This is a genomic window from Sorangium sp. So ce1153 (genome assembly GCF_051521595.1).
Lineage (GTDB): Bacteria > Myxococcota_A > Polyangia > Polyangiales > Polyangiaceae > Sorangium.
In genome coordinates this window covers 12,278,447-12,297,155 of sequence record NZ_CP150361.1, presented here as the reverse complement: position 1 = coordinate 12,297,155, position 18,709 = coordinate 12,278,447, and the positions used below count along the sequence as shown (strand labels likewise).

At 71.6% G+C, this 18,709-nt stretch carries 15 protein-coding genes; 10 read left to right on the top strand and 5 right to left on the bottom strand.

Going from position 1 to position 18,709, the window contains the following annotated elements:
• Positions 1–295: 295 nt before the first annotated feature.
• From WME85_RS44760 to WME85_RS44740, 5 genes are all read left to right on the top strand, one after another.
• The gene (locus tag WME85_RS44760; RefSeq protein ID WP_437830362.1) at positions 296–1,306 is read left to right on the top strand and encodes a hypothetical protein; all 1,011 of its coding nucleotides are present in this window, start codon (positions 296–298) and stop codon (positions 1,304–1,306) included.
• Positions 1,296–2,480: an alpha/beta hydrolase family esterase gene (locus WME85_RS44755; protein ID WP_437830360.1), complete on the top strand. Its 1,185-nt coding sequence runs from the start codon at positions 1,296–1,298 to the stop codon at positions 2,478–2,480. The genes WME85_RS44760 and WME85_RS44755 overlap by 11 nt, the downstream gene beginning before the upstream one ends.
• A gap of 287 nt (positions 2,481–2,767) precedes the next feature.
• Positions 2,768–4,006: a GDSL-type esterase/lipase family protein gene (locus WME85_RS44750; RefSeq protein ID WP_437830357.1), complete on the top strand. Its 1,239-nt coding sequence runs from the start codon at positions 2,768–2,770 to the stop codon at positions 4,004–4,006.
• 967 nt (positions 4,007–4,973) lie between these two features.
• Entirely contained in the window at positions 4,974–5,501 is a 528-nt protein-coding gene (locus WME85_RS44745) for a hypothetical protein (protein ID WP_437830356.1), read from the top strand.
• Positions 5,502–5,622: 121 nt separating this feature from the next.
• Positions 5,623–6,651, top strand: a complete 1,029-nt coding sequence (locus tag WME85_RS44740) for a formylglycine-generating enzyme family protein (protein WP_437842542.1) — start codon at positions 5,623–5,625, stop codon at positions 6,649–6,651.
• Positions 6,652–6,921: 270 nt separating this feature from the next.
• On the opposite strand, the gene WME85_RS44735 is transcribed toward WME85_RS44740, so the two are convergent.
• The gene (locus WME85_RS44735; protein WP_437830355.1) at positions 6,922–9,102 is read right to left on the bottom strand and encodes a hypothetical protein; all 2,181 of its coding nucleotides are present in this window, start codon (positions 9,100–9,102) and stop codon (positions 6,922–6,924) included.
• A gap of 179 nt (positions 9,103–9,281) precedes the next feature.
• On the opposite strand from WME85_RS44735, the gene WME85_RS44730 reads away from it, so the two are divergent.
• Complete coding sequence (locus WME85_RS44730) at positions 9,282–9,983, top strand: tRNA-uridine aminocarboxypropyltransferase (RefSeq protein WP_437830354.1); 702 nt, start codon at positions 9,282–9,284, stop codon at positions 9,981–9,983.
• Positions 9,984–9,999: 16 nt separating this feature from the next.
• Here WME85_RS44730 and WME85_RS44725 read toward each other — a convergent pair whose 3' ends face one another.
• From WME85_RS44725 to WME85_RS44710, 4 genes are all read right to left on the bottom strand, one after another.
• Positions 10,000–10,833: a CAP domain-containing protein gene (locus tag WME85_RS44725; protein WP_437830353.1), complete on the bottom strand. Its 834-nt coding sequence runs from the start codon at positions 10,831–10,833 to the stop codon at positions 10,000–10,002.
• Between the two features lie 461 nt (positions 10,834–11,294).
• Complete coding sequence (locus WME85_RS44720; protein ID WP_437830352.1) at positions 11,295–11,732, bottom strand: hypothetical protein; 438 nt, start codon at positions 11,730–11,732, stop codon at positions 11,295–11,297.
• Between the two features lie 190 nt (positions 11,733–11,922).
• Positions 11,923–12,438 (bottom strand): hemerythrin domain-containing protein, encoded by a 516-nt coding sequence (locus WME85_RS44715; protein ID WP_437830350.1) that lies wholly within the window; start codon positions 12,436–12,438, stop codon positions 11,923–11,925.
• A gap of 219 nt (positions 12,439–12,657) precedes the next feature.
• Positions 12,658–12,867 carry a hypothetical protein gene (locus WME85_RS44710; protein ID WP_437305179.1) on the bottom strand — a complete coding sequence of 70 codons (210 nt, stop codon included), beginning with the start codon at positions 12,865–12,867 and terminating at the stop codon, positions 12,658–12,660.
• A 365-nt stretch (positions 12,868–13,232) separates the two neighbouring features.
• On the opposite strand from WME85_RS44710, the gene WME85_RS44705 reads away from it, so the two are divergent.
• From WME85_RS44705 to WME85_RS44690, 4 genes are all read left to right on the top strand, one after another.
• On the top strand, positions 13,233–14,564 hold the full coding sequence (locus tag WME85_RS44705; protein ID WP_437830349.1) for a hypothetical protein: 1,332 nt from the start codon (positions 13,233–13,235) through the stop codon (positions 14,562–14,564).
• 424 nt (positions 14,565–14,988) lie between these two features.
• The gene (locus WME85_RS44700; protein ID WP_437830348.1) at positions 14,989–16,524 is read left to right on the top strand and encodes a cation:proton antiporter; all 1,536 of its coding nucleotides are present in this window, start codon (positions 14,989–14,991) and stop codon (positions 16,522–16,524) included.
• Position 16,525: 1 nt separating this feature from the next.
• Positions 16,526–17,230 (top strand): potassium channel family protein, encoded by a 705-nt coding sequence (locus WME85_RS44695; protein ID WP_437830347.1) that lies wholly within the window; start codon positions 16,526–16,528, stop codon positions 17,228–17,230.
• 17 nt (positions 17,231–17,247) lie between these two features.
• On the top strand, positions 17,248–18,585 hold the full coding sequence (locus WME85_RS44690) for a monooxygenase (protein ID WP_437830345.1): 1,338 nt from the start codon (positions 17,248–17,250) through the stop codon (positions 18,583–18,585).
• The last annotated feature ends 124 nt before the right edge of the window (positions 18,586–18,709 follow it).

The following is an 18,709-nucleotide window of genomic DNA, read 5'->3' as shown; positions in this document are numbered from 1 at the left end:
CTGGGACATCTCCCAGTCGATGTCGACACGCCCGAGAGATCGTCAGTCGCCACATTGCGATGCGAGAGACGGTGCGTCGCGCGATCCGCTCCGCATGGAAAGCGACGCTATCTCAGCATCATCAACCACGTAGGGACGCGGCTTCCTTCACACCACAGCCACCCTGCGGGTCCCCGCACGGCCCTGCCGATCGTCGCCCCTCCCCAGGCCCCAGGGGTGTCGGGTTTGTCACTCCCCCGCCTGACCTGGGCCACGCTACTCTGCGGAGGTCCACGAGACTTTCTCGTCAAACCTCATGACAGTCGAGCTGATTCACGCCATCGTTCGCCAGACCACTGTCCTCATCGCCCAGCTGGCGACCTCGGGGGGCTGGCGTGCCCCCCTGGCCCAGCTCGCGGACCAGGTGTTCCAGGACCTGGTGACCGAGCTCGAGCGGCAGGGAGTCAGCCGCAAGGTGGGCGCCGACATGTTCGGCATGGGGCTCCGGAGCTATCAGCGCCGGGTCCGGCGGATCACGGAGAGCTCGGTCGAGCGGGGACGCTCGCTCTGGGAGGCCGTGCTGGACCACATCCGCAGCCGGGGGATCACGCCGCGGGCCGAGATCCTGAGGGCGTTCGCCGCCGAGGACGATGTCCTGCTCCGCGGGGTGCTCTTCGACCTCTGCGAGAGCCGCCTGATCTTCCAGGCGGGGCAGGGGGCTCAGGTGGTGTATCGCGCGGTGTCCGACGACGAGCTGGGCGCGCTCCGCGCGCTTCGATCGGGCGAAGGCGTGGACGAGCTCGTCTGGGCGATCATCTATCGAGAAGGCCCGCTCACGCGCGACGAGCTGTTGCAGCGGGCGCACCTCGAGCGCGTGGAGCTCGACTGCGCTCTCGGGCGTCTCGTGGAATCGGCGCGCGTCGAGCGGACCGGAGAAGGCGCCGGAGCGACGTACAGCGCCGCGAGCCTCTACGTGCTCCTGGGCTCGCCCGTGGGGTGGGAGGCGGCGATCTTCGATCACTACCAGGCGATGGTGAAGACCATCCTGTGCCGGTTGCGCGAGGATCGCACCGCGCCCGGCCTCGCGGACCGCGTCGGGGGGAGCACCTACACGCTCGACGTGTGGCCCGGCCACCCGTACGAACAGCGGGCCTCCGAGACGCTGGGGCGCCTGCGCGCCCAGCTGGTCGAGCTGCGCGAGCAGGTCGAGGCCTACAACGCGGCGCACGAGACGCCAGACAGGTACACGCAGGTGGTTCTGTACGTCGGACAGTGCTTGATCCAGCAGGACGTCGAGGGCGGCGATGAGGGCGGCGATGAGGACTAGAGTGGTCGCGACGGCGTGCCTCGTCGCGGGCGTGGCGGGCGCGGCGCTCCTGGCCTCGGCCTGCAGGAACATAGGCCCTCAGACCGGCAGCGAGACCAACTTCCTCAGGACCTGCGATGCCAGCTGCGGGGACGGCCTCGCCTGCATCTGCGGCGTCTGCACGCAGGCCTGCTCGGTCGCCGACGAGTGCGCGGCGCTCGCCTCCGGCGCCGAGTGCGTGGCCGTGACGGCGCGGCCCGCCGAGGCGGCCTGCGCCGCGGCCGACAGCGCCGCGTTCTGCGATCTCTCCTGCAGCGGCGACGCCGACTGCGAGCCGCTCGGCGCGCCGTTCCGCTGCCAGGGCGGCTTCTGCCGAGCGCCCGCCGAGGGCGACACGGCGGCCGTCTGCCCGGTCACCACCCTGGCGCCCGGCGACAACGAGCGAACGGTGACGGTCGGGGACACGACCCGCAGCTACGTCGTTCGCCTCCCTGCGAGCTATACGGGCGGGAGCGCCATGCCCCTGGTGCTCGACTTTCATACGCTCGGCGGGACGCCGGCGGCGGAGGCCGAGGCCTCGGGGTACCGCGAGCTCGCCGAGGCGGAAGGGTTCATCGTCGCGTGGCCGCAGGGCATCGACGGCGCGTGGAACATCGGTCCGTGTTGCACGACGTCGCGCGACGTCGACGACGTGGGGTTCGCGCGCGCCCTGGTCCAGCAGGTCCAGGCGGAGGCGTGCGTCGATGTAAAGCGCGTCTATGCCGTGGGCGTCGCGAACGGCGGCGGGATGGCATACCACCTGGCCTGCAACGCGGCGGACGTCTTTGCGGGGGTCGCTCCAAGCGCCTTCGACCTCCTGGCGGAGTCGGAGCAGCCCTGCGATCCGGTGCGGCCGGTGACCGAGGTCTCGTTCCGGGGCACCGCGGACGTGCTGGTACCCTACGAGGGGGGGCCGCAGCAGGCGCCGAACGGCGAGGACATCACCCTGCTCGGCGCGGTCGGCACCTTCGAGCGGTGGGCCGAGCTGAACCAGTGCACGGGAACCCCGAGCGCGGAGGACAGCAACGGTTGCTCGACCTACTCGAGCTGCGCGGGCGGCGCGGAGGTGACGCTGTGCACCGCGCAGGGCGGCGGCATGGCCTGGGGGAGCCCCGAGATCGGGTGGGCCACGCTGAAGCGGCATTCGCTGCCGTGAGCGCGTGACCAACGAACGCCGTCGTGAGGGCCGGGCGCGGCGCGCGGCGCGCCGTCCTCCTGCGAGCCTCCATCGCGTGTCCGAGCCGCGCCATCCTCGGGCTGCGCGAGCGACGACCATCGCGTTCCGACTGGCGACAGGTCGTGATCGATAGCATGTTGACCAGGGATTGTAGACCGCCAACCTGACGGAACGGTCGAGCTCGCAGGCGTACTCCTGATTTACTTATCTGCCTTAAGCGGAAACCTGCGAATCGATCGGTCCAGATGCGGAGAATTTTGATGCGTATGAATCGCTTGCTTGGGTCCGTATCCCTCTCGCTCGTGTGCGGCCTGCTCGCATGTGCGATGGATCCGGGTGTTCAGGAGGACAGCGACTCCCTCGAGTCCGGGGTGACCAGCCCGGACGGCATGATCGACGCGACGCTCGCGCTCCAGTCGCAGTGGGGCAGCGGGTACTGCGCGAACGTGACGGTCAAGAACCTGAGCCGCACCGCGGCCACGACCTCCTGGGGCATGGTCGTCGATCTCGGCGGCTCGACGGTGGCCAACCTGTGGAGCGCGCGCTCCACGTCATCGGGAGGGCGGCTGAACGTCACCAACGAGGGCTACAACGGGGCGATCGCGCAGGGGGGAACGGCGTCGTGGGGGTTCTGCGCGAACGGCAGCGGGCGGCCCACCATCGTGTCGGCCAGCAGCACGGGAGGCGCGACCAGCTCCTCCTCGAGCAGCAGCGCGAGCTCGTCCTCCAGCTCCTCCTCGAGCAGCAGCAGCGCGAGCTCGTCTTCCAGCTCCTCGACGGGCAGCGGCGGCGGCGCGGGCGGCAGCGGCGGCGCGGGCGGCAGCGGCGCGGGCGGCGGCGCCACGACAGGAACAGGGGGATCGAGCGCGTTCTCGCCGTGCCCGACGAACGGGGATCCTTGCAAGATCCTTCCGCTGGGCGACTCCATCACGGATGGGGTCGGTGTGTCGGGCGGTGGCGGCTATCGGATCGAGCTGTTCAGGAAGGCGCGCGCCGCTGGCCAGAGCATCACGTTCACGGGCTCTCTGCTGAACGGGCCGGCGACGGTCGACGGTGCTCCGTTTCCGCGCAAGCACGAGGGGCACAGCGGCTGGAAGATCAACCAGATGGCGGGGCTCGTGCCGACGCCTTCGATGCAGGAGACCCCGCACATCGTGCTGCTCATGGCGGGGACCAACGACGTGACGCAGGGCGATAACCTCGCCACGGCGCCGCAGCGGCTGGGGTCGCTCCTGGACAAGATCTTCGCCGCGGCCCCCGACGCGCTCGTGGTCGTGGCGAAGCTCATTCCGATCAGCTTCAACGACGCCGCGGTGGTCGCGTACAACAACGCGCTGACGCCTGTCGTGCAAGCCCGGGCGTCGGCGGGGAAGCACGTCGTGCTGGTGGACATGCACACCGGGTTTCCGACGTCGGAGCTCGCGGACGGGGTGCACCCGAACGCGGCCGGCTATGCCCGCATGGCGAACACGTGGTACCAGGCGATCGACGACATGCTGCCGTGAGGCGCTGGCGAGGCAGGTCGTCGAGGGCCGTCGACGACCTGCCTCGGAGCGCCCGGGAGCACCGGCCATAGCGCTCAGCCTGACTTGAGCCCGCCGCAGCCGTTCTCACCTGCTGCGTCGCGAAGCCGACATCGCCGCCCGCAACGTGCTCTTGACGCAGAGCGCCCTGGTGACGGGCAAGCTTGGCGTCCTCCACGTGGTGCTTCACGCCCGCCCACGCCACCTGAAGGCGCATGGCACGCCGTACACCCTGGAGCAGCTGCGCGAACATTCTTGACGCTCGACGGGAAGGTCGGGCCTCTCCTCGGGTTCGCTGAGCTGAACTCCTTCATGCGCGCCTTTCGCGGTTGGGAGCGGACGACGCCGCTGCGCTGGCGTCAAGCGGCGGTCGAGGCGAAGCCGCGCGAGATCTAGCCGAGGTCGACGAGGGGGGATGACAGATCTGTCCACGGGGGGAGACGGCGATCTCGCCGTCTATTCGCGCAAGTCGCAGCGGCGATAGAACAACGACGGTCGGACGCGAGCCGAGAGTCCGCGCAGGTCCTGACCAAACGCCCCCTAACAGAAGGTGACGACGATGAATTATCCTGTTCTTTCCTGCCGAGTGGTGGTCCGCTGCGCCCTTGGGATAGCCGCGCTCTGCCTCGGCGCTTGCGGTTCAGAAAGTGACCCGGTCGACGGTCCGGGGTCGGGAGGCGCCACGAGCGCAGGGACGACGGGCACCGGCAGCTCCACGACCGTAGGTCCGACCGGTGGTGGGACAGGTGGTGGCGCCAGCACGGGCGGTACTACCGTCGGTACTACGGGCGCTACCACCGGCACCGGCGGAGCTGGCACCGGCGGCGCAGGCGCAGGCGGATCGGCGCCGGGGACCACTGCGGGCACGGGCGGCGATGCCGCAACCGGCGGAGGCGATGACGGCCTGCCTCCAACAGGAGACAACTCGGTCGCGTACACTGGCTGCTCGATGGCCAACAACATCGGCACTGGCTACAAGCGCGTCGGCGGCAGGATCATGTGGAACGCGGACAGTTATCAAACGGGCGCCATGGTGGTCCAGAACTGGACGAACCCCACCAGCTCCTCCTGGCAGCTGTTCGACCGGAAGCTGGAGTCGATCGGGGGGAAAGACGTCGTCAAGGCCATCATGGTCCAGATCTGCATCCTGTCCCAGAGGGCGACCGATCAGGAGCTCCGTGACATGGTCAATGCGGCGCGCCAGCACGTCAACCCGGGCACGCATATCTACATCGTGGGCCAGCCGGTGTACAATGAAGGGCACGATTGCTTCATCGCGGGAGCGGGCGGCGCCGACTGGACTGACATGAAGGCGCAAGAGCTGGCCAACGACCCGAGCATCAACGAGAACATGAGCTACCTCGGGAAGTTCATCCTCAACAATGACGCGGGCGAGGTCAGCGACGGCTGCCACGCCAGCAGCCCGAAGGGCGAGGACGTGCTGGGAGAACAGGCAAAGGCGTTCTTCGGGGGCTGATCGGGGCACAGACCCAGCGGAACCGGGCTGCGATGTCGACGGGCGCGCGCCATGCGGAGGGCGCGCGCCCTGGCGGCGAAGCCCGGCGGCGGAGAGGTTGATGATGAGGCACTTGCGCACCATGCGCTGCGTCGGGGCGACGGCTGTGGCGGCTTTGTTGCCGTTCCTCTCGGCAGGTTGCACCTGCGGAAACGATGAAGGGACCGCGGCGGGCGAGACGATCGCGGACGACCGGAGCAGCGGCCACGCGGGCGCCTGGGCTGGAACGGCGCCAAGCTGCGCCGGGCTGCCGGCGGCCTGCGGGCCGTCGGCGAACGAGGACTGCTGCAAGAGCTTGCTGGTCCCCGGCGGAACTTTCGCTCGAAGCTACGACGGCGTGGACTATCTGGACCGGAGCTACCCGGCGACGGTGAGCGACTTCTACCTCGACAGGTACGAGATCACCGTGGGTCGGTTCCGGGCGTTCGTGAACGCAGGCATGGGCACGCAGGCCAGCCCGCCTGGGGATGGCACGGGCGCACATCCGAAGATCCCAGGCTCTGGCTGGGACCCAGCGTGGAACACCAGGTTGCCCCCGAACACGGCTGCGCTGAAGAGCGCCCTGGCTTGCTTTGTCCATCAGAGCTGGACGGACGCGGCGGGGAGCAACGAGACCAAGCCGGTCAACTGCCTGGACTGGTACATGGCGTTCGCGTTCTGTGCGTGGGACGGGGGACGGCTGGCGACAGAGGCGGAGTGGAACTACGCGGCCTCCGGCGGCAGCGAGCACAGGTACTATCCGTGGTCGAAGCCAGCGACCTCCACGACCATCGATGACAGCTACGCGGTCTACTGCGGCGGCACCTGCAGACTCCAGAACGTCGGAACGAGGTCCCCGAAAGGCGACGGGAGGTGGGGGCAGTCCGACCTGGGCGGGAACGCGTGGGAATGGACGCTGGACTGGGACCCGGTCCAGTACCCGATGCCGTGCCATGACTGCGCCGCTGTGACAGCAGGCTCCTACCGGGCTTTCCGGAGCGGCAGCAACGACGATCTCGCCCCGACCCTGCGGTCAGCCACCCGCCACGTCTACTACCCCGAGCACCGAGGCAACATCGGGTCGCGTTGCGCCAGGACCCCTTGGTCCTACACCCGAAACCCGTCGCGCTGATCGGCTTGCTGCTATCTACGACGGGAGATGGGAGCGCCGATTCCGGCTGCGCTCGCGGGCTGCTACCCGGAGCTCTTGCCCCGCGGAGCACCCGTCCCCGTGTTCGACCTCGACGGCGACCGGCGCTCGAGTTCGCCATGAGGGTTGCGGTCGCCGGCCGCGGCGGCCTCTTCCCGGACGCCGCGACCCTGCGTGAGCCCGAGCTCGCCCCGACCTCGCCTGGAAGGTCCTCCAGCGGCATGCGCTTCCGTGGGCGCACGGCGATCTCCGTCAACGGAGCCGCTCGAGCTCGCCCTTCACGGCCTCGAGGCGCGCCTCGCGCTGCGCCTCGAGCTGCTCGACGCGGCGCTGGGCGCCGGAGAGCTCGTCCTCCAGCGCGAGGATGCGCACGACGAGCGGGTTCGCGCCGGCCGGCGAGCCGCTCTTGTCGCCGAGCGCCTCGAGGTGATCGCGCAGCCGCCCGAGATCCTTCTCGAGCCGGCCGATCGTCGACTTCTCGGTCGCCGTCTCCCGGTCGGCCTTCTCCACCTCGTCGAACAGCTTCGCCGCGGCGCCAAGCGTCGCGCGCTCCGCGGCGGACAGCGCGGCGATGTCCGACTTCTCCCGCAGCGCGCGCGCCGAGAGCGAGCGCACGTCGAACGCGTGCAGGAGCGCCTCGTCGATGGTCACCTCGCGCTCCAGCTTGCTCCTCGGCGCGACCCGCAGCACGCCGAGCGGCCGATCGCTCGCCACGTCGAAGTCCACCGCGTCGAAGCCCCGGACGCTGGCGTTCTTCACGATGTCGAGCGCCACGTAGACGCGCCGCTCCTGGCCGCCGCGGTTCTTGACCGCGTACCTGCGCCGGTGCTTGCGGACGAAGTGCTCCGTGAGGTACCCGCTCTGGAAGGCGATCCGCTGCGTGACTTCCTCGGGCTGCTCGCTCGCCGTCCGGAGCTCGACGTCGAGATCGAGGCCGAACAGCAGGAACGCGCGCTCCCTCGGCTTGAGGCGCGGCAGCCCGGTCTCGCCGGCGAAGCCGCTCGCCTCGTAGACGGCGACGGGCCCCGAGGGCAGCGTCTGCGCGGTGGTGTTCGCGAGGCGCGCGCCGCTGCGGCCCCGCTCCTCGTCGCCCTCGAACCACGTGAGACGCTGCGCCTCGACGTCCTGCTGCGTGAAGGGCACGAGCGCCGAGCCGTGGGCCCGCAGGTGGAGCCCCCCGGCCAGCCGGTACGTGAACAGCGCGCCGTTCTCGACGCCGGCCGCCTGCGCGAGCTCCGCGAGGTTGCCGATGCTGAGGGCGTCGCTCTCCTCGGTGCTCCCGCCGCGGGTCGTCGTCCCGTCGCGGAACTGCGGCGGCCGCACGACATGGCTACCTTCCATGCGCCCTTCGCCGCTGCCGAAGCCCATGCCGGTGATCGACCCGTCGGCGTTGTCGCCCCAGAGCTGGTCAGGGGTCCTGTCGGCGAGCTGCGGGACGGTCGAGAGGCTCTCGGCCGGGTGGGCGAGCTCTCGCCGCGCGTAGCGCGGGGCGCTCAGCGGGAACAGGAACGAGTCCGGCCGGCCGTTGACGAGCTCCACGCTGACGCCCGCCCAGGGCTCGTCGGTGTCGTTGTGCAGGAGCGCCCAGCCCTGCAGCCGCGCGCGCCCGCCGTCGAGCAGCAGCCGGTACGTCGAGCGCCACACCGGCGTCTCGGCGATGTAGCCGAGGCGCACCGGCGCCGCGCTCTGCGCCAGCACGCGCAGGCTGCGGCGGAGCTGCGCCGCGCGCCCCGACAGCGCGCCCACGGCGGCGCCGAGGCGATCGGCGACCGCCGGGTCGACCGGGCGCACCTGGTCGACGCGCGAGGCGCGGAGCCGCCGGACCGCGCCGCCCCGCTGGATCAGCGTGAGGTGGAGGTCCCCCTGGGTATCCGGCGCGACGGGGCCGCGCTCCGCGGGGGCGGCCTTCTCCGCGGCCGAGCTCCCGCCGTCTCCGGCGGCCGCAGCCGGGGCGGCCGGCGGCGAGAGGAACATCGGGGGCGCCTCCGTCACCTCGGCGAGCTGACCGATCCACGTCTCGTCGCCGGCCGTGACCTCGACCTCGATGCCGCGCAGGCTCTCCAGCACGTCCCGGTACGTCACCGGCGTGTCCGCATCGGACGGCAGGGCGGCGAGCGAGCGGCTGAGACCACCGCTCAGCACGCTGTCGAACTCGATGCCAGTCACGCGCGCTTTCCCGTCCGAGAGCACGATCAACGTCTTGAGCGCGTCGTCGACGTGGGAGGCGGGGACAGGCAAGGAATCGCTGCTCGAGGAGATATTTCCGCTGCGCTCGAAGTATCCGACGCCGGTCTCGTAGAGCCGCAGCTTCTTCAGGGGGAGCGCCGACGCCGCGGCCGGCGAGGCCGCGGGCGTCACGTGACACCCGGCGCTCAGGGCGAGGATCCCGAGCGCGGCGGCTCGACGGCAAACCAGGGCCAGATCGGGAAGCATTGGAGTCAGGACATCGGGGCTCCCTCGAGGTTCCTGGGCGCCGGGTCGAAGCGCTGTTTCGCCGCGTCCGCGCGGACGCTGACGTCGACACCGCCCGGGCTCGTGCTACGGACGGGCCCCACCCGGGCCAGCGACCGAGAGCGCCTGGGCCTGTGGGGGGATCGCACCGCGCTCACCTGATGACCTTCGTCCCGCTGCAACCTCCCGATCTGCCCCCGATCCGCGCGCGAGGGACGCCGCGCTGCCGGGGCTGCGGCTTGCCGCAGGAGATGTGCCTGTGCGGCGCGCTGCCCCGGCTGTCCGTGCGCACGCGGGTCGTGCTGCTCACCCACCGGATCGAGCGCACCCGGAGCACCAACACGGGTCGGCTCGTCGCCCGCCTGCTCGAGGGCGCGGAGGTGCGCGTCCGCGGCGAGGTCGCGCCGCAGCCGCGCTCGCCGCTGCCCGAGGGGCGCCGGCTGATGCTCTTTCCGTCACCCGGGGCGCGCGCCCTCTCGCCCGACGACGCGCGCGGCGAGCCGGTGGTGCTGCTCGTCCCCGACGGCAACTGGAACCAGGCGCGCCGGGCCTTCCACCGCGACCCCGACGCGCGCGGCGCCGAGCCCGTCACCCTGCCGGAGGGCGCGCCGAGCCGCTATGGCCTGCGGCGCGCCCCGCACGAGGGCGCCCTGTCGACGCTGGAGGCCGTCGCGCGCGCGCTCGGGTTGCTCGAGGGCGCGGCGGTCGAGCGGCGCATGATGGAGGCGTTCGACGTGTGGGTGCACCGCGCGACCTGCGTGCGGCTCACCGGAAAGCTCGACGAGCGGGCGGCGCCCCGGCGCGAGGGAGAAGGCGCGGAGACCGCCCTGGATGGGGAGCTTCGTGGACCCGACGGCCCGTGAGCCGTCGCCGCGGCGATCAGCGGAAGTTCTGCACTGCCCAGACGCTGCCATCCGGGAAGGTGTGGAACCCGCAAGCCACCTTCGTGAACGAGGTGCTGCTCATGTTGATGTAGTGGCCGTGCTTGTTGAAATCCTCGCCGGGCCCCTCGTCCCACATCAGCTGAAGGCAAGAGCCGATCATGGATTCCGGCGGTCCAGGCCAGCCGGGACATTCGTTCTGCGCTCGCTCGTCGCAGGCGCCGAACGCGCCGTGCGCCGTGTTGGTGTTCCCGTCGGACTCGGACTCTTCGTCGGAGCACGACTCCGCCTCGGTCCAGCGCGCCAGGGGCGCCAGGCCGAGCGTGGCGCGGTGCTGGTTGATCGTGTCCACGCACAGCTGCGCCGCGCCCGTCGGGCCGCCGGTGCCGCTGCTGCCACCGGTGCCGGGGCCATCGTCGCCGCCGGCGCCGCCGGTGCCGCCAGCAGGCGAGCCGCCGGAGCCCGCGGTGGTCGCGCCGTCGCTGCCGCCGGCGCCCGCGGTGGTCGCGCCGTCGCTGCCGCCGGCGCCCGCGGTGGTCGCGCCGTCGCTGCCGCCGGAGCCCGCGGTGGTCGTGCCGCCGCTGCCCCCGACGGGTGGGCCGCCGGAGCCATCGCTGCCCCCGGAGCCCGCGGTGGTCGAGCTGCCGCTGCCGGTGCTCGGTCCACTTCCCGGCGCGCCCGTGCCGCTCCCGACGCCAGCGCCGCTCGACGGCCCGCTGGCTTCGCTCTCGATCGGCGCGTCACCCAGCTCGCCAATGCAGCCTGACAGCGCAGGGGTGAACCACGTCGCGGCGAGCGCGATGGCAACTCGGTGAGTCCAGGGGTTAAGCATGAGCCGAGTCTATGGGGCTTTGGACTCGTGCTCAACATCTACCGATCCTGCTGAATTTTTGAATGCATGATCGGTTGTGGCGCAGTCTGTGGACTTGAAGCGTCCCTGTGCGCGGAGAAGTGCGTGTGTCGCACAGAGTTGCGCCCGCCGACTTCGATTTTCACTCGAGCGGGACGGTGCGCTGCGGGCCTTCGAGCGCGCTCGAAGGGTAAAAATCCTCTCTCGGCGTCCTTGGCACCCTCGGCGTCCTTGGCGTCTGGCTCTCTCTTCGTCCCGCGACGCACCTGCCGTGCGGAACCCCGTGCCCCGGGCCCGCGGCGCGGTGGTGGGGTCATTTGAACATGAAGGCGGGAAGGGGGGAAGAAAATCATCAATGATCTTCCCGCCTTCCCGCCTTCCCGCCTTCATGTGACATCTCTCTGGGCAAATGCCCCCACCACGCGCGGCGCGCCCTTGCGGCGCTACGAGGACGACGCCGTCTCCAGCGCCCTGCGCAGCTTGCCGCCGCCGCGCGACCGGATCGAGGAAGCGAGCGGCCGCACGCCGCGGGCTCGACCTGCGGCCATGACGCCGCGGGGGAGCGGCCCGTGGAGCCTGGAGGCCCGCCGCGCCTTCGCCCCGTCCCCCTCCTCGGCGCGCGGCGCCCCGCGCCTCCGCTGGAGATAGACGATCAGCGCGCCGGCGAGGGCGTTCGCGACCATGAGGGAGTTCGTCGCCACGAAGACCCAGTTCTCGACCAGCCAGCTATAGACGACGAACCCGATCGAGGCGGCCAGCTGGCCGATGAAGAGCCATTTCGAGACGCCCTCGCTCGTCCTGGTCTTCCACTGCTTGTAGACCTGCTTGCCGACCGTCAGGACGAGGATGCCCGAGCTGATCCAGCCGATTGCTTCTTCCATGGTCGACCGCCCAGCCGCCGCTCGCGTACCCAGGCCGGCGCGCTCCCGGCGGCGCGTCGCGCGCCCTGCTCATCAAAAAATGAAAGCCACGGGGGCGCGGGGGGCCAGAGATCGCTGTCTCCGCGCCCTCCTCGCCTCCGTGGCTCGAGCCCGTCGTGCGTGCTGCCGCTCGCTCGCGCTCGGGCCCTCGTCAGCCCAGGTTCGCGCCGTTCGCGTGCTTCGCGTGGCTCGTCTTGTCCGCGGACGTCTTCTTGTAGCCCGCGGGGAGGAGCGCCTCGTAGCCCTCGGCCAGCCGCTGCTCGAACTCCGCCTTCAGCTCCTTGCCGAGCTCGGTGAGCCGCTTCTCGTCGACGGCCTCCTCGACCTTGGGGAAGAGCTCTTCTTCCTCCTCCTCGACGTGGTGCTGGATGAGCTCCTTCAGCGTGGTCACGCGCGCCTTGAAGGAGATGTCCTCCGGATCGGTCGCGAGCAGCCGCTTCAGCGCGAGCTCGGCGATGGCGTGCTCCTCGTAGCTCTCGAGGATCAGGTCCTCCTTGATCTGCCGCACGGCGGGATAGAAGCTCTCCTGCTCGATCGCCATGTGCGCGACGAGCTCGTTGGCGAGCTCCGCGAGCAGGGGCGCCGGCTCCGACTTGCCGCTCTCGATCTGCTTGAAGAGGGACTCCACCTTGCGATGCTGCTTCTCGAGCAATGAGGTCGCTTTCATCGTTCTGCCTCCAACGTGCGAGCCGCGCCTTGGCACGGCCGGGGTCTCTGGTTTTCATTGCCGACCGCGGAGCGCCTCGCGCGCAGACCCTCCGGCCAGCTCTCTGCAAGGCGCGCCGAGCGTGGGGGCGAGCGGAACGGCTCGACCCCACGCTCGGTCAACCTGAGCGATTCAGATGCGCTGCGGGCGCGCCAGCCGGGGGCCAGCGCGATCGGCGCGTCAGTCCGTCTTCTCCTCGACCTTGTCCCCCGCCTTCTCGGCTGCGTCGCCCGTCTCCTCGGCCGCGTCCTTCGCCTCGTCCTTGACGTCGGTCGCGGCGTCGTCCACGGCCTCGCCTGCCTTCTCGGCCGGCCCCTGCGGCTCAGGCTTGCTGCCACCACAGCCGACGGCCAGGGCGCCCAGGACCAGCGTCAGATACACTGTTTTCACGGTAACCTCTCCTCCACGTTCCATGGCTCCCGGCGGCGTCCACCCCCGGGCTTGTTCAATGTTCTTCCAATGTGTTCAGCGCTTTGCTTCAGCCCCTCTCGTTCAGCATTCAGCATTCAGCAACGCCCGGGCCAAGCGCGACCATGAGCTCGCGCGTCCTGCTCGACGTCTTGCCCCGGCGCAGGGATCGCCCGGGCTGAGACATATCGCCTCGACCGTGGCGTCCTGCGACGCACAACGGTGCCTGCTCGCGCGCCGCGGAATGGCCGCCCACGGGCGGCCGCCAGGTCGCGCGCCGTGACACGGGCGCATTCGCTTGGCCCCGGTGCAGATCGGAGCAAGAATCCGCCCGGGTAACGCGAGACATGATCCACGACATCGCCAGCGCGCTCAGCGCCATCTTCACGGGCGAGCGAGCCCGCCTGCTGCACGCCGTGGTTCCGGCGCACGTGCACGGTCACACGCTCGCGCTGCTGCGGGCGCTGGGCGAGGCAGGGCCGTCGCCCCGCGCGGTGTGGGTCCTGGCAGATCCTGTGTACGGGCCGAGCCGGGGCTGGGCAGCGCGCGAGCGATCGCTGGCGCGCGAGCTCGGCGCGCGGTCTGCGACGGAGGCCGCGATGGAGGTCGCGACGGGCGCCGCGACGGAGGCTTCGCCCGAGACGCCCGAGCCCGGTCGGATGCGCGAGCCGCTGAGCGCGTTCGCGCGCGCCCTCGCGGCGCACCTCGCCGCCCGCGCGCCGGACTCGGGACCTGTCCTCGTGCTCGCGCCACAGCACATCGACGACCCGCCCGCTTACGCGCGCGACCTCCTCTGGCTCACCCAGCGCGCCGAGCTCGCGCCCGCGCGCTGGGTCCTCGTGGATGCGGTCCACTCGAGCGTCGGCGACCTCTTGGCGCGCGTGGGCGAGGGCGCCTCCCGCGTCCTGTGGCCGGAGGCCGACAGCGCCGCCCTCGTCGAGCTCGACCGCCTTCTCACCGATCTATCGGCGCGCGGACAGCGCCTTCCAGCTGATCTGGAAATGCGCATCGCGGCCGCCTCGCCGCTCCGCGCTCCGGAGCTCCTCCCCCTGCGGCGCCTCCTGCACGAGGCAGACAGGTGTTTTCAGGCGGGACGGCACTCCGAGGCTGCGCAGCTCCAGCAGCAGGCCGAGGAGATGCTGGCGGGCCGCGGGCTGGTCGAGGAGGGGATCCACGTCGCCATGCAGCGCGCGCGCTCGCTGATCGGCGCGGGCGTGGTCGACGAGGGGCACCGGGTGTTCGTCGCGGCGCTGAAGGAGGCCGAGCGGCGCGACCTGCTGGCCGTCGTGCCCGAGGCCTACGCGTCGCTCGGCAGCCTCCACAGCAAGCAGCGCCGCTTCCTGGACGCGTCGGAGGCGTATTCCCGCGCCGGAGAGCTCGCGGACCGCCGCGGCAGCCGCGAGTTCGCGGCGGACATGCACCGCTGCGCCGGGCACGCGGCGCTCAACGCCGACATGCCGGACGCCGCCGCGAAGGCGTGGCGGCGGGCCTTCGAGCTGCTCGGCTCGCTGGCCCCGGCGGTCGGGGCGCTGGAGAAGCCGCAGCAGATCGTCATCCTCGGGCTCGCGCTCGCGGACATCTTCGAGACGCACGGCAACCTCCCCGCGGCCCGCGGGCTGAGGGGACACGCCGAGGCCATCGAGACCCGCAACCCGCGACGCTCGGAGACGTGGAGCTGAGGCGGCGGGCTCGGCGCCAGGAGATGTGGAGTCGGGGCGCCGCGCTCGGCGCCAGGAGATGTGGAGTGGACCGAGCGGGTCATCACCTCGCCCACGCGCGACGACGCCCTGACCGAGCGCTGACGCGCACCGCAGCGAGCGTGTCGCGCCGCTGCCCCAGGTGCCCGGACCGCGTCGCGCGGAGGCCACGACAGCATCGCTGATGTCGGCGCATGTCACCTCGCGATACCGCACCTCCGCCTGCGCCAGCGCGCCGCCCGCTCGGCCGCGCCTCGAGCGCCGCTCGCGTCTTGCGGATCCCGAGGCGATCAGGTACCGCAGGATCCACGGTGAGCTCCCTCGAGACCCCCGTGGACATCGCGACGCGCCCGCCGCGCGGGCTGTTCTCCATCGTCCACACGCCGCCGCCGCTGCGAGGCGCCTCATGAGGGAGCGGCTCGAGAGCCTGCTCCTCGTCCTGGCCGTCGGCTCCGCCGTCGCCATCGGCGCCAAGCGCGTCGCCATTCCCTACAACGTCGCCCTCGTGCTCGTGGGGCTGCTCCTTGTCGTCGTCGACGTGCTCCCGAACGCGCCGATGGACCCGGAGGTCATCCTCATCGCCTTTCTCCCGGTGCTCGTCTTCGAGGGCGCCCTGTTCGCCGACGCCGACAGCCTGAAGGGCGCCAGCCGGCCCATCCTCGCGCTCGCCGTGCCGGGGGTGCTCATCTCCCTGCTCGGCACCGCCGCGGTGGCGACCCTCGTGCTCGACCTGCCGTTCGCCGCGGCGCTCCTCCTCGGCGCGCTGCTCTCGATCACCGACACCGTGAGCGTGCTGCTCGCCTTCCGCAGCGTCCGCGTCCCGCACCGGCTCGCCGCCATCATGGAAGGCGAGAGCCTCTTCAACGACGGCACCGCGCTCGTGCTCGTGGTGCTCGCGTCGCGCGTCGTCGCGAGCGGCACCTTCGACGCCGCCGACACCTTCCGCTCCCTCGCGCTGGCCATGATCGGCGGCGCCGCCCTCGGCGGCGCGTTCGGCGCCGTCGGCGCCGCCTTCCTCCGCCGCACGCCGGACCACCTGACCGCGATCCTCGCGTCCATCGTGCTCGTGTTCGCCACGGCCCTGCTCACCGAGCGGCTCCACGCCTCGCCGGTCATCGCCGTCGTGGTCGTCGGCGTGATCGTCGGCAAGGCCGCGCGCCGCGTCCTCGAGCCCTCCCGCGTGCTCGCGCTCCAGGGCTTCTGGGAGACGAGCGGCTTCGGCCTCAACGTGCTCCTCTTCCTGCTCGTCGGCATGCAGATCCAGGCGGAGATGCTCGTGCGCGAGGCCGCCTCCATCGGCCTCGCCCTCATCGCCCTGCACGCGGGCAGGGCCGTGGCCGTCTACGGCTGCTTCGGCGTGCTCCGGGCCCTCACGGGCGAGGTCGTGCCCCTCCGGTGGCAGCACGTGATGCTGGTCGGCAACATCAAGGGCGCGCTCTCGATGGCCGCCGTCCTCAGCCTCCCGAGCGACCTGCCGTTCCGCGACCGCCTGATCACCATCGTCTTCGGCGTGACCTTCGTCACGCTCGTCGCGCAGGCGCTGCCGTTCGCGCGGCTGCTCAAGTTCCTGCGGGTCGCGACCCCGAGCGCCGACGCCGCGCTCGACGCCGCCAAGGCGACGCTCATCGCCGCGCGGCGCGGCCAGGCGGAGCTCGACGACCTGCTCGCCGCCGGCCTCCTGTCCCGCAAGGAGCACGCCGAGCGCCGCGCCGCCTTCCAGCGGCGGGTCATCCACGCCGAGGCGGCGCTCCAGACCCCGCAGGGCGAGGTGGTCCGCGACCACCTCACGGATCTCGCCCTCCTCACGGCGCAGAAGGCGGCCGTGCTCGACGCGGCGAGGCGCGGCCTCATCGCCGCCGACACCGCCAACGCCCACGCCAACGAGCTCGACCGGGCGATGGTGGAGCTCCCCACCGCGCACGATCACGAAGGAGGAAGCTGACATGCGCGTGCTCATCGCGGGCGCCGGGCGCGCCGGGCTGAGCGTCGCCGTCCACCTCGCGAGGACGGGACACGACGTGACCATCGTCGACCGCGACGAGTCGATCGCCAACAGCGCCTTCGAGCGCCACGGCCTGATCTCGCTCGTCGGGGACGCGACCGACGCCGGGCTCCTCAAGGAGGCCGAGGTGGGGCGCGCCGACGTGGTCGTGGCCATGCTCCGCCGCGACGCCGACAACCTCGCCGTCGCGCTCCTCGCCCAGGCCGCGGGCGCCAAGCGCGTGATGGTGCGCATGCGCGACTCCGACTACCGCGGCGTGTACGTCCGCGCGGGCGTGCACCGGATCCTCTCCGAGATCGACGTCTTCATCGGCGCGATGGCCACCGCCATCGAGCACCCGGGCGTCCGCCACGCGATGGTGCTCGGCACCGGCGAGTCGGTGGCGTTCGAGCTCGACGTCCCCGTCGACTCGGTGGTCGCGGGCCGCTCCGTGAGCGTCATCGCGGGCAGCGCCGGCTTCCCGGCGTCGTGCGTCTTCGCCGGCGTCTACCGCCCGGATGGCCGGGTCGAGGCGCCGCGCGGCTCATCCATCGTCGCGGGGGGCGCCACGGTGCTCCTCGTGGCCGCGCGCGACGAGCTCGCCGGCGTCATCGCGTTCTTCCTCCGGCGCGAGCCGGCGGGCGGCGGGTATCACGACCGGCGCTGACACAAGGCAGGTGTTTCATGGCGAGGTGTGCGGTCGACACGGGCTCGTGGGCATGGCTGGGCGTCGCGCTCGGCGCGTTCATCACCGCGTGCGGCGGCGATGAAGGCGCCGGCGCTGGCGCCGCGTCGAGCGGCGGCCAGGCCGACGCCGTGACGTATTACCGGGACGTCAAGCCCATCTTCGACGCGCGGTGTACCGGGTGCCACAGCGGCACCGGCATCGCGCCTTTCTCTCTCGAGGCCCACGACGCCGCGGCGGCCTGGGCCCCGCACATCAAGCGGGCCGTCGTCGACCGGACGATGCCCCCCTGGCCGGCCGACAGCGCCTGCGCCGAGTACGTGGGCGATCGCTCCCTGTCGGAGCAGCAGATCCAGACGATCGCCGCGTGGGCCGACGGCGGCGCGGCCGCGGGCGACCCGGCCGAGGAGGGCCCGCCGCTCGAGCCGCTGAAGATCAGCGAGCTCGCGCGGGTCGACCTGACCCTCGAGATGCCCGTCGAGTACACCCCGCAGGAGGAGCCCGACGACTACCGCTGCTTCGTGATCGACTGGCCGGAGGAGAGCACCCGCTACGTCACCGGCTTCGGGATCAGGCCCGGCGCGGAGCGCGTCGTCCACCACGTGATCGCCTACGCGGCGGCGCCCGAGCAGCTCGCCGACGTCGAGGCGCTCGACGCGTCGGACCCGGGCCCCGGCTATTCGTGCTTCGGAGGCCCGGGGATCAGGCCGCGCTGGCTGGGCGCCTGGGTCCCTGGCGCGGGGGACACGGGCTTCCCGCCGGGGACGGGCATCCGGATCGAGCCGGGCTCCCAGCTCATCGTGCAGGTCCACTACAACACGCTGGCGGCGGGCAAGCTGCCGGATCGGTCGGCGATCGACCTGATGCTGGAGAGCTCGGTCGAGCGCGAGGGCGCGGTGCAGCCCTGGACGAACCCGGCCTGGCTCAGCGGCGACTCCATGATGATCCCCGCGTTCGAGGGCGACGTCGTCCACCGCTGGGGGGCCGAGCCCGCCCGGGCCCTCGCGGGCGGCGAGCCGATCGAGATCCACATCGCGGGCCTCCACATGCACACGCTCGGCCGCCGCGCGCGCCTCGAGATCGAGCGCGCGGACGGCAGCTCGGAGTGCGTTGTCGACATCCCGCGCTGGAATTTTCACTGGCAAGGAAGCTACAAGTTCGTCGAGCCCAAGGTGCTCAACCCCGGCGACAGGCTGTCGCTCGAGTGCCACTGGGACAACACCCCCGAGAACCAGCCGTTCATCGATGGACAGCCGCGGGTCCCGAGGGATGTGGTCTGGGGCGAGGGCACGAACGACGAGATGTGCCTCAGCACGTTCTACATGACGCCGCGCTGACCGCGCGCTGCGCCGCGCTGCCGCGGTGCGCGAGCCCACGAATCGAGCGCGCGTGCAGTGACGGCGGCAATTGCCCACATGGCGGACATCCTCTGAGCGGCGCTGCGCGCCGCGTCGCGACAGG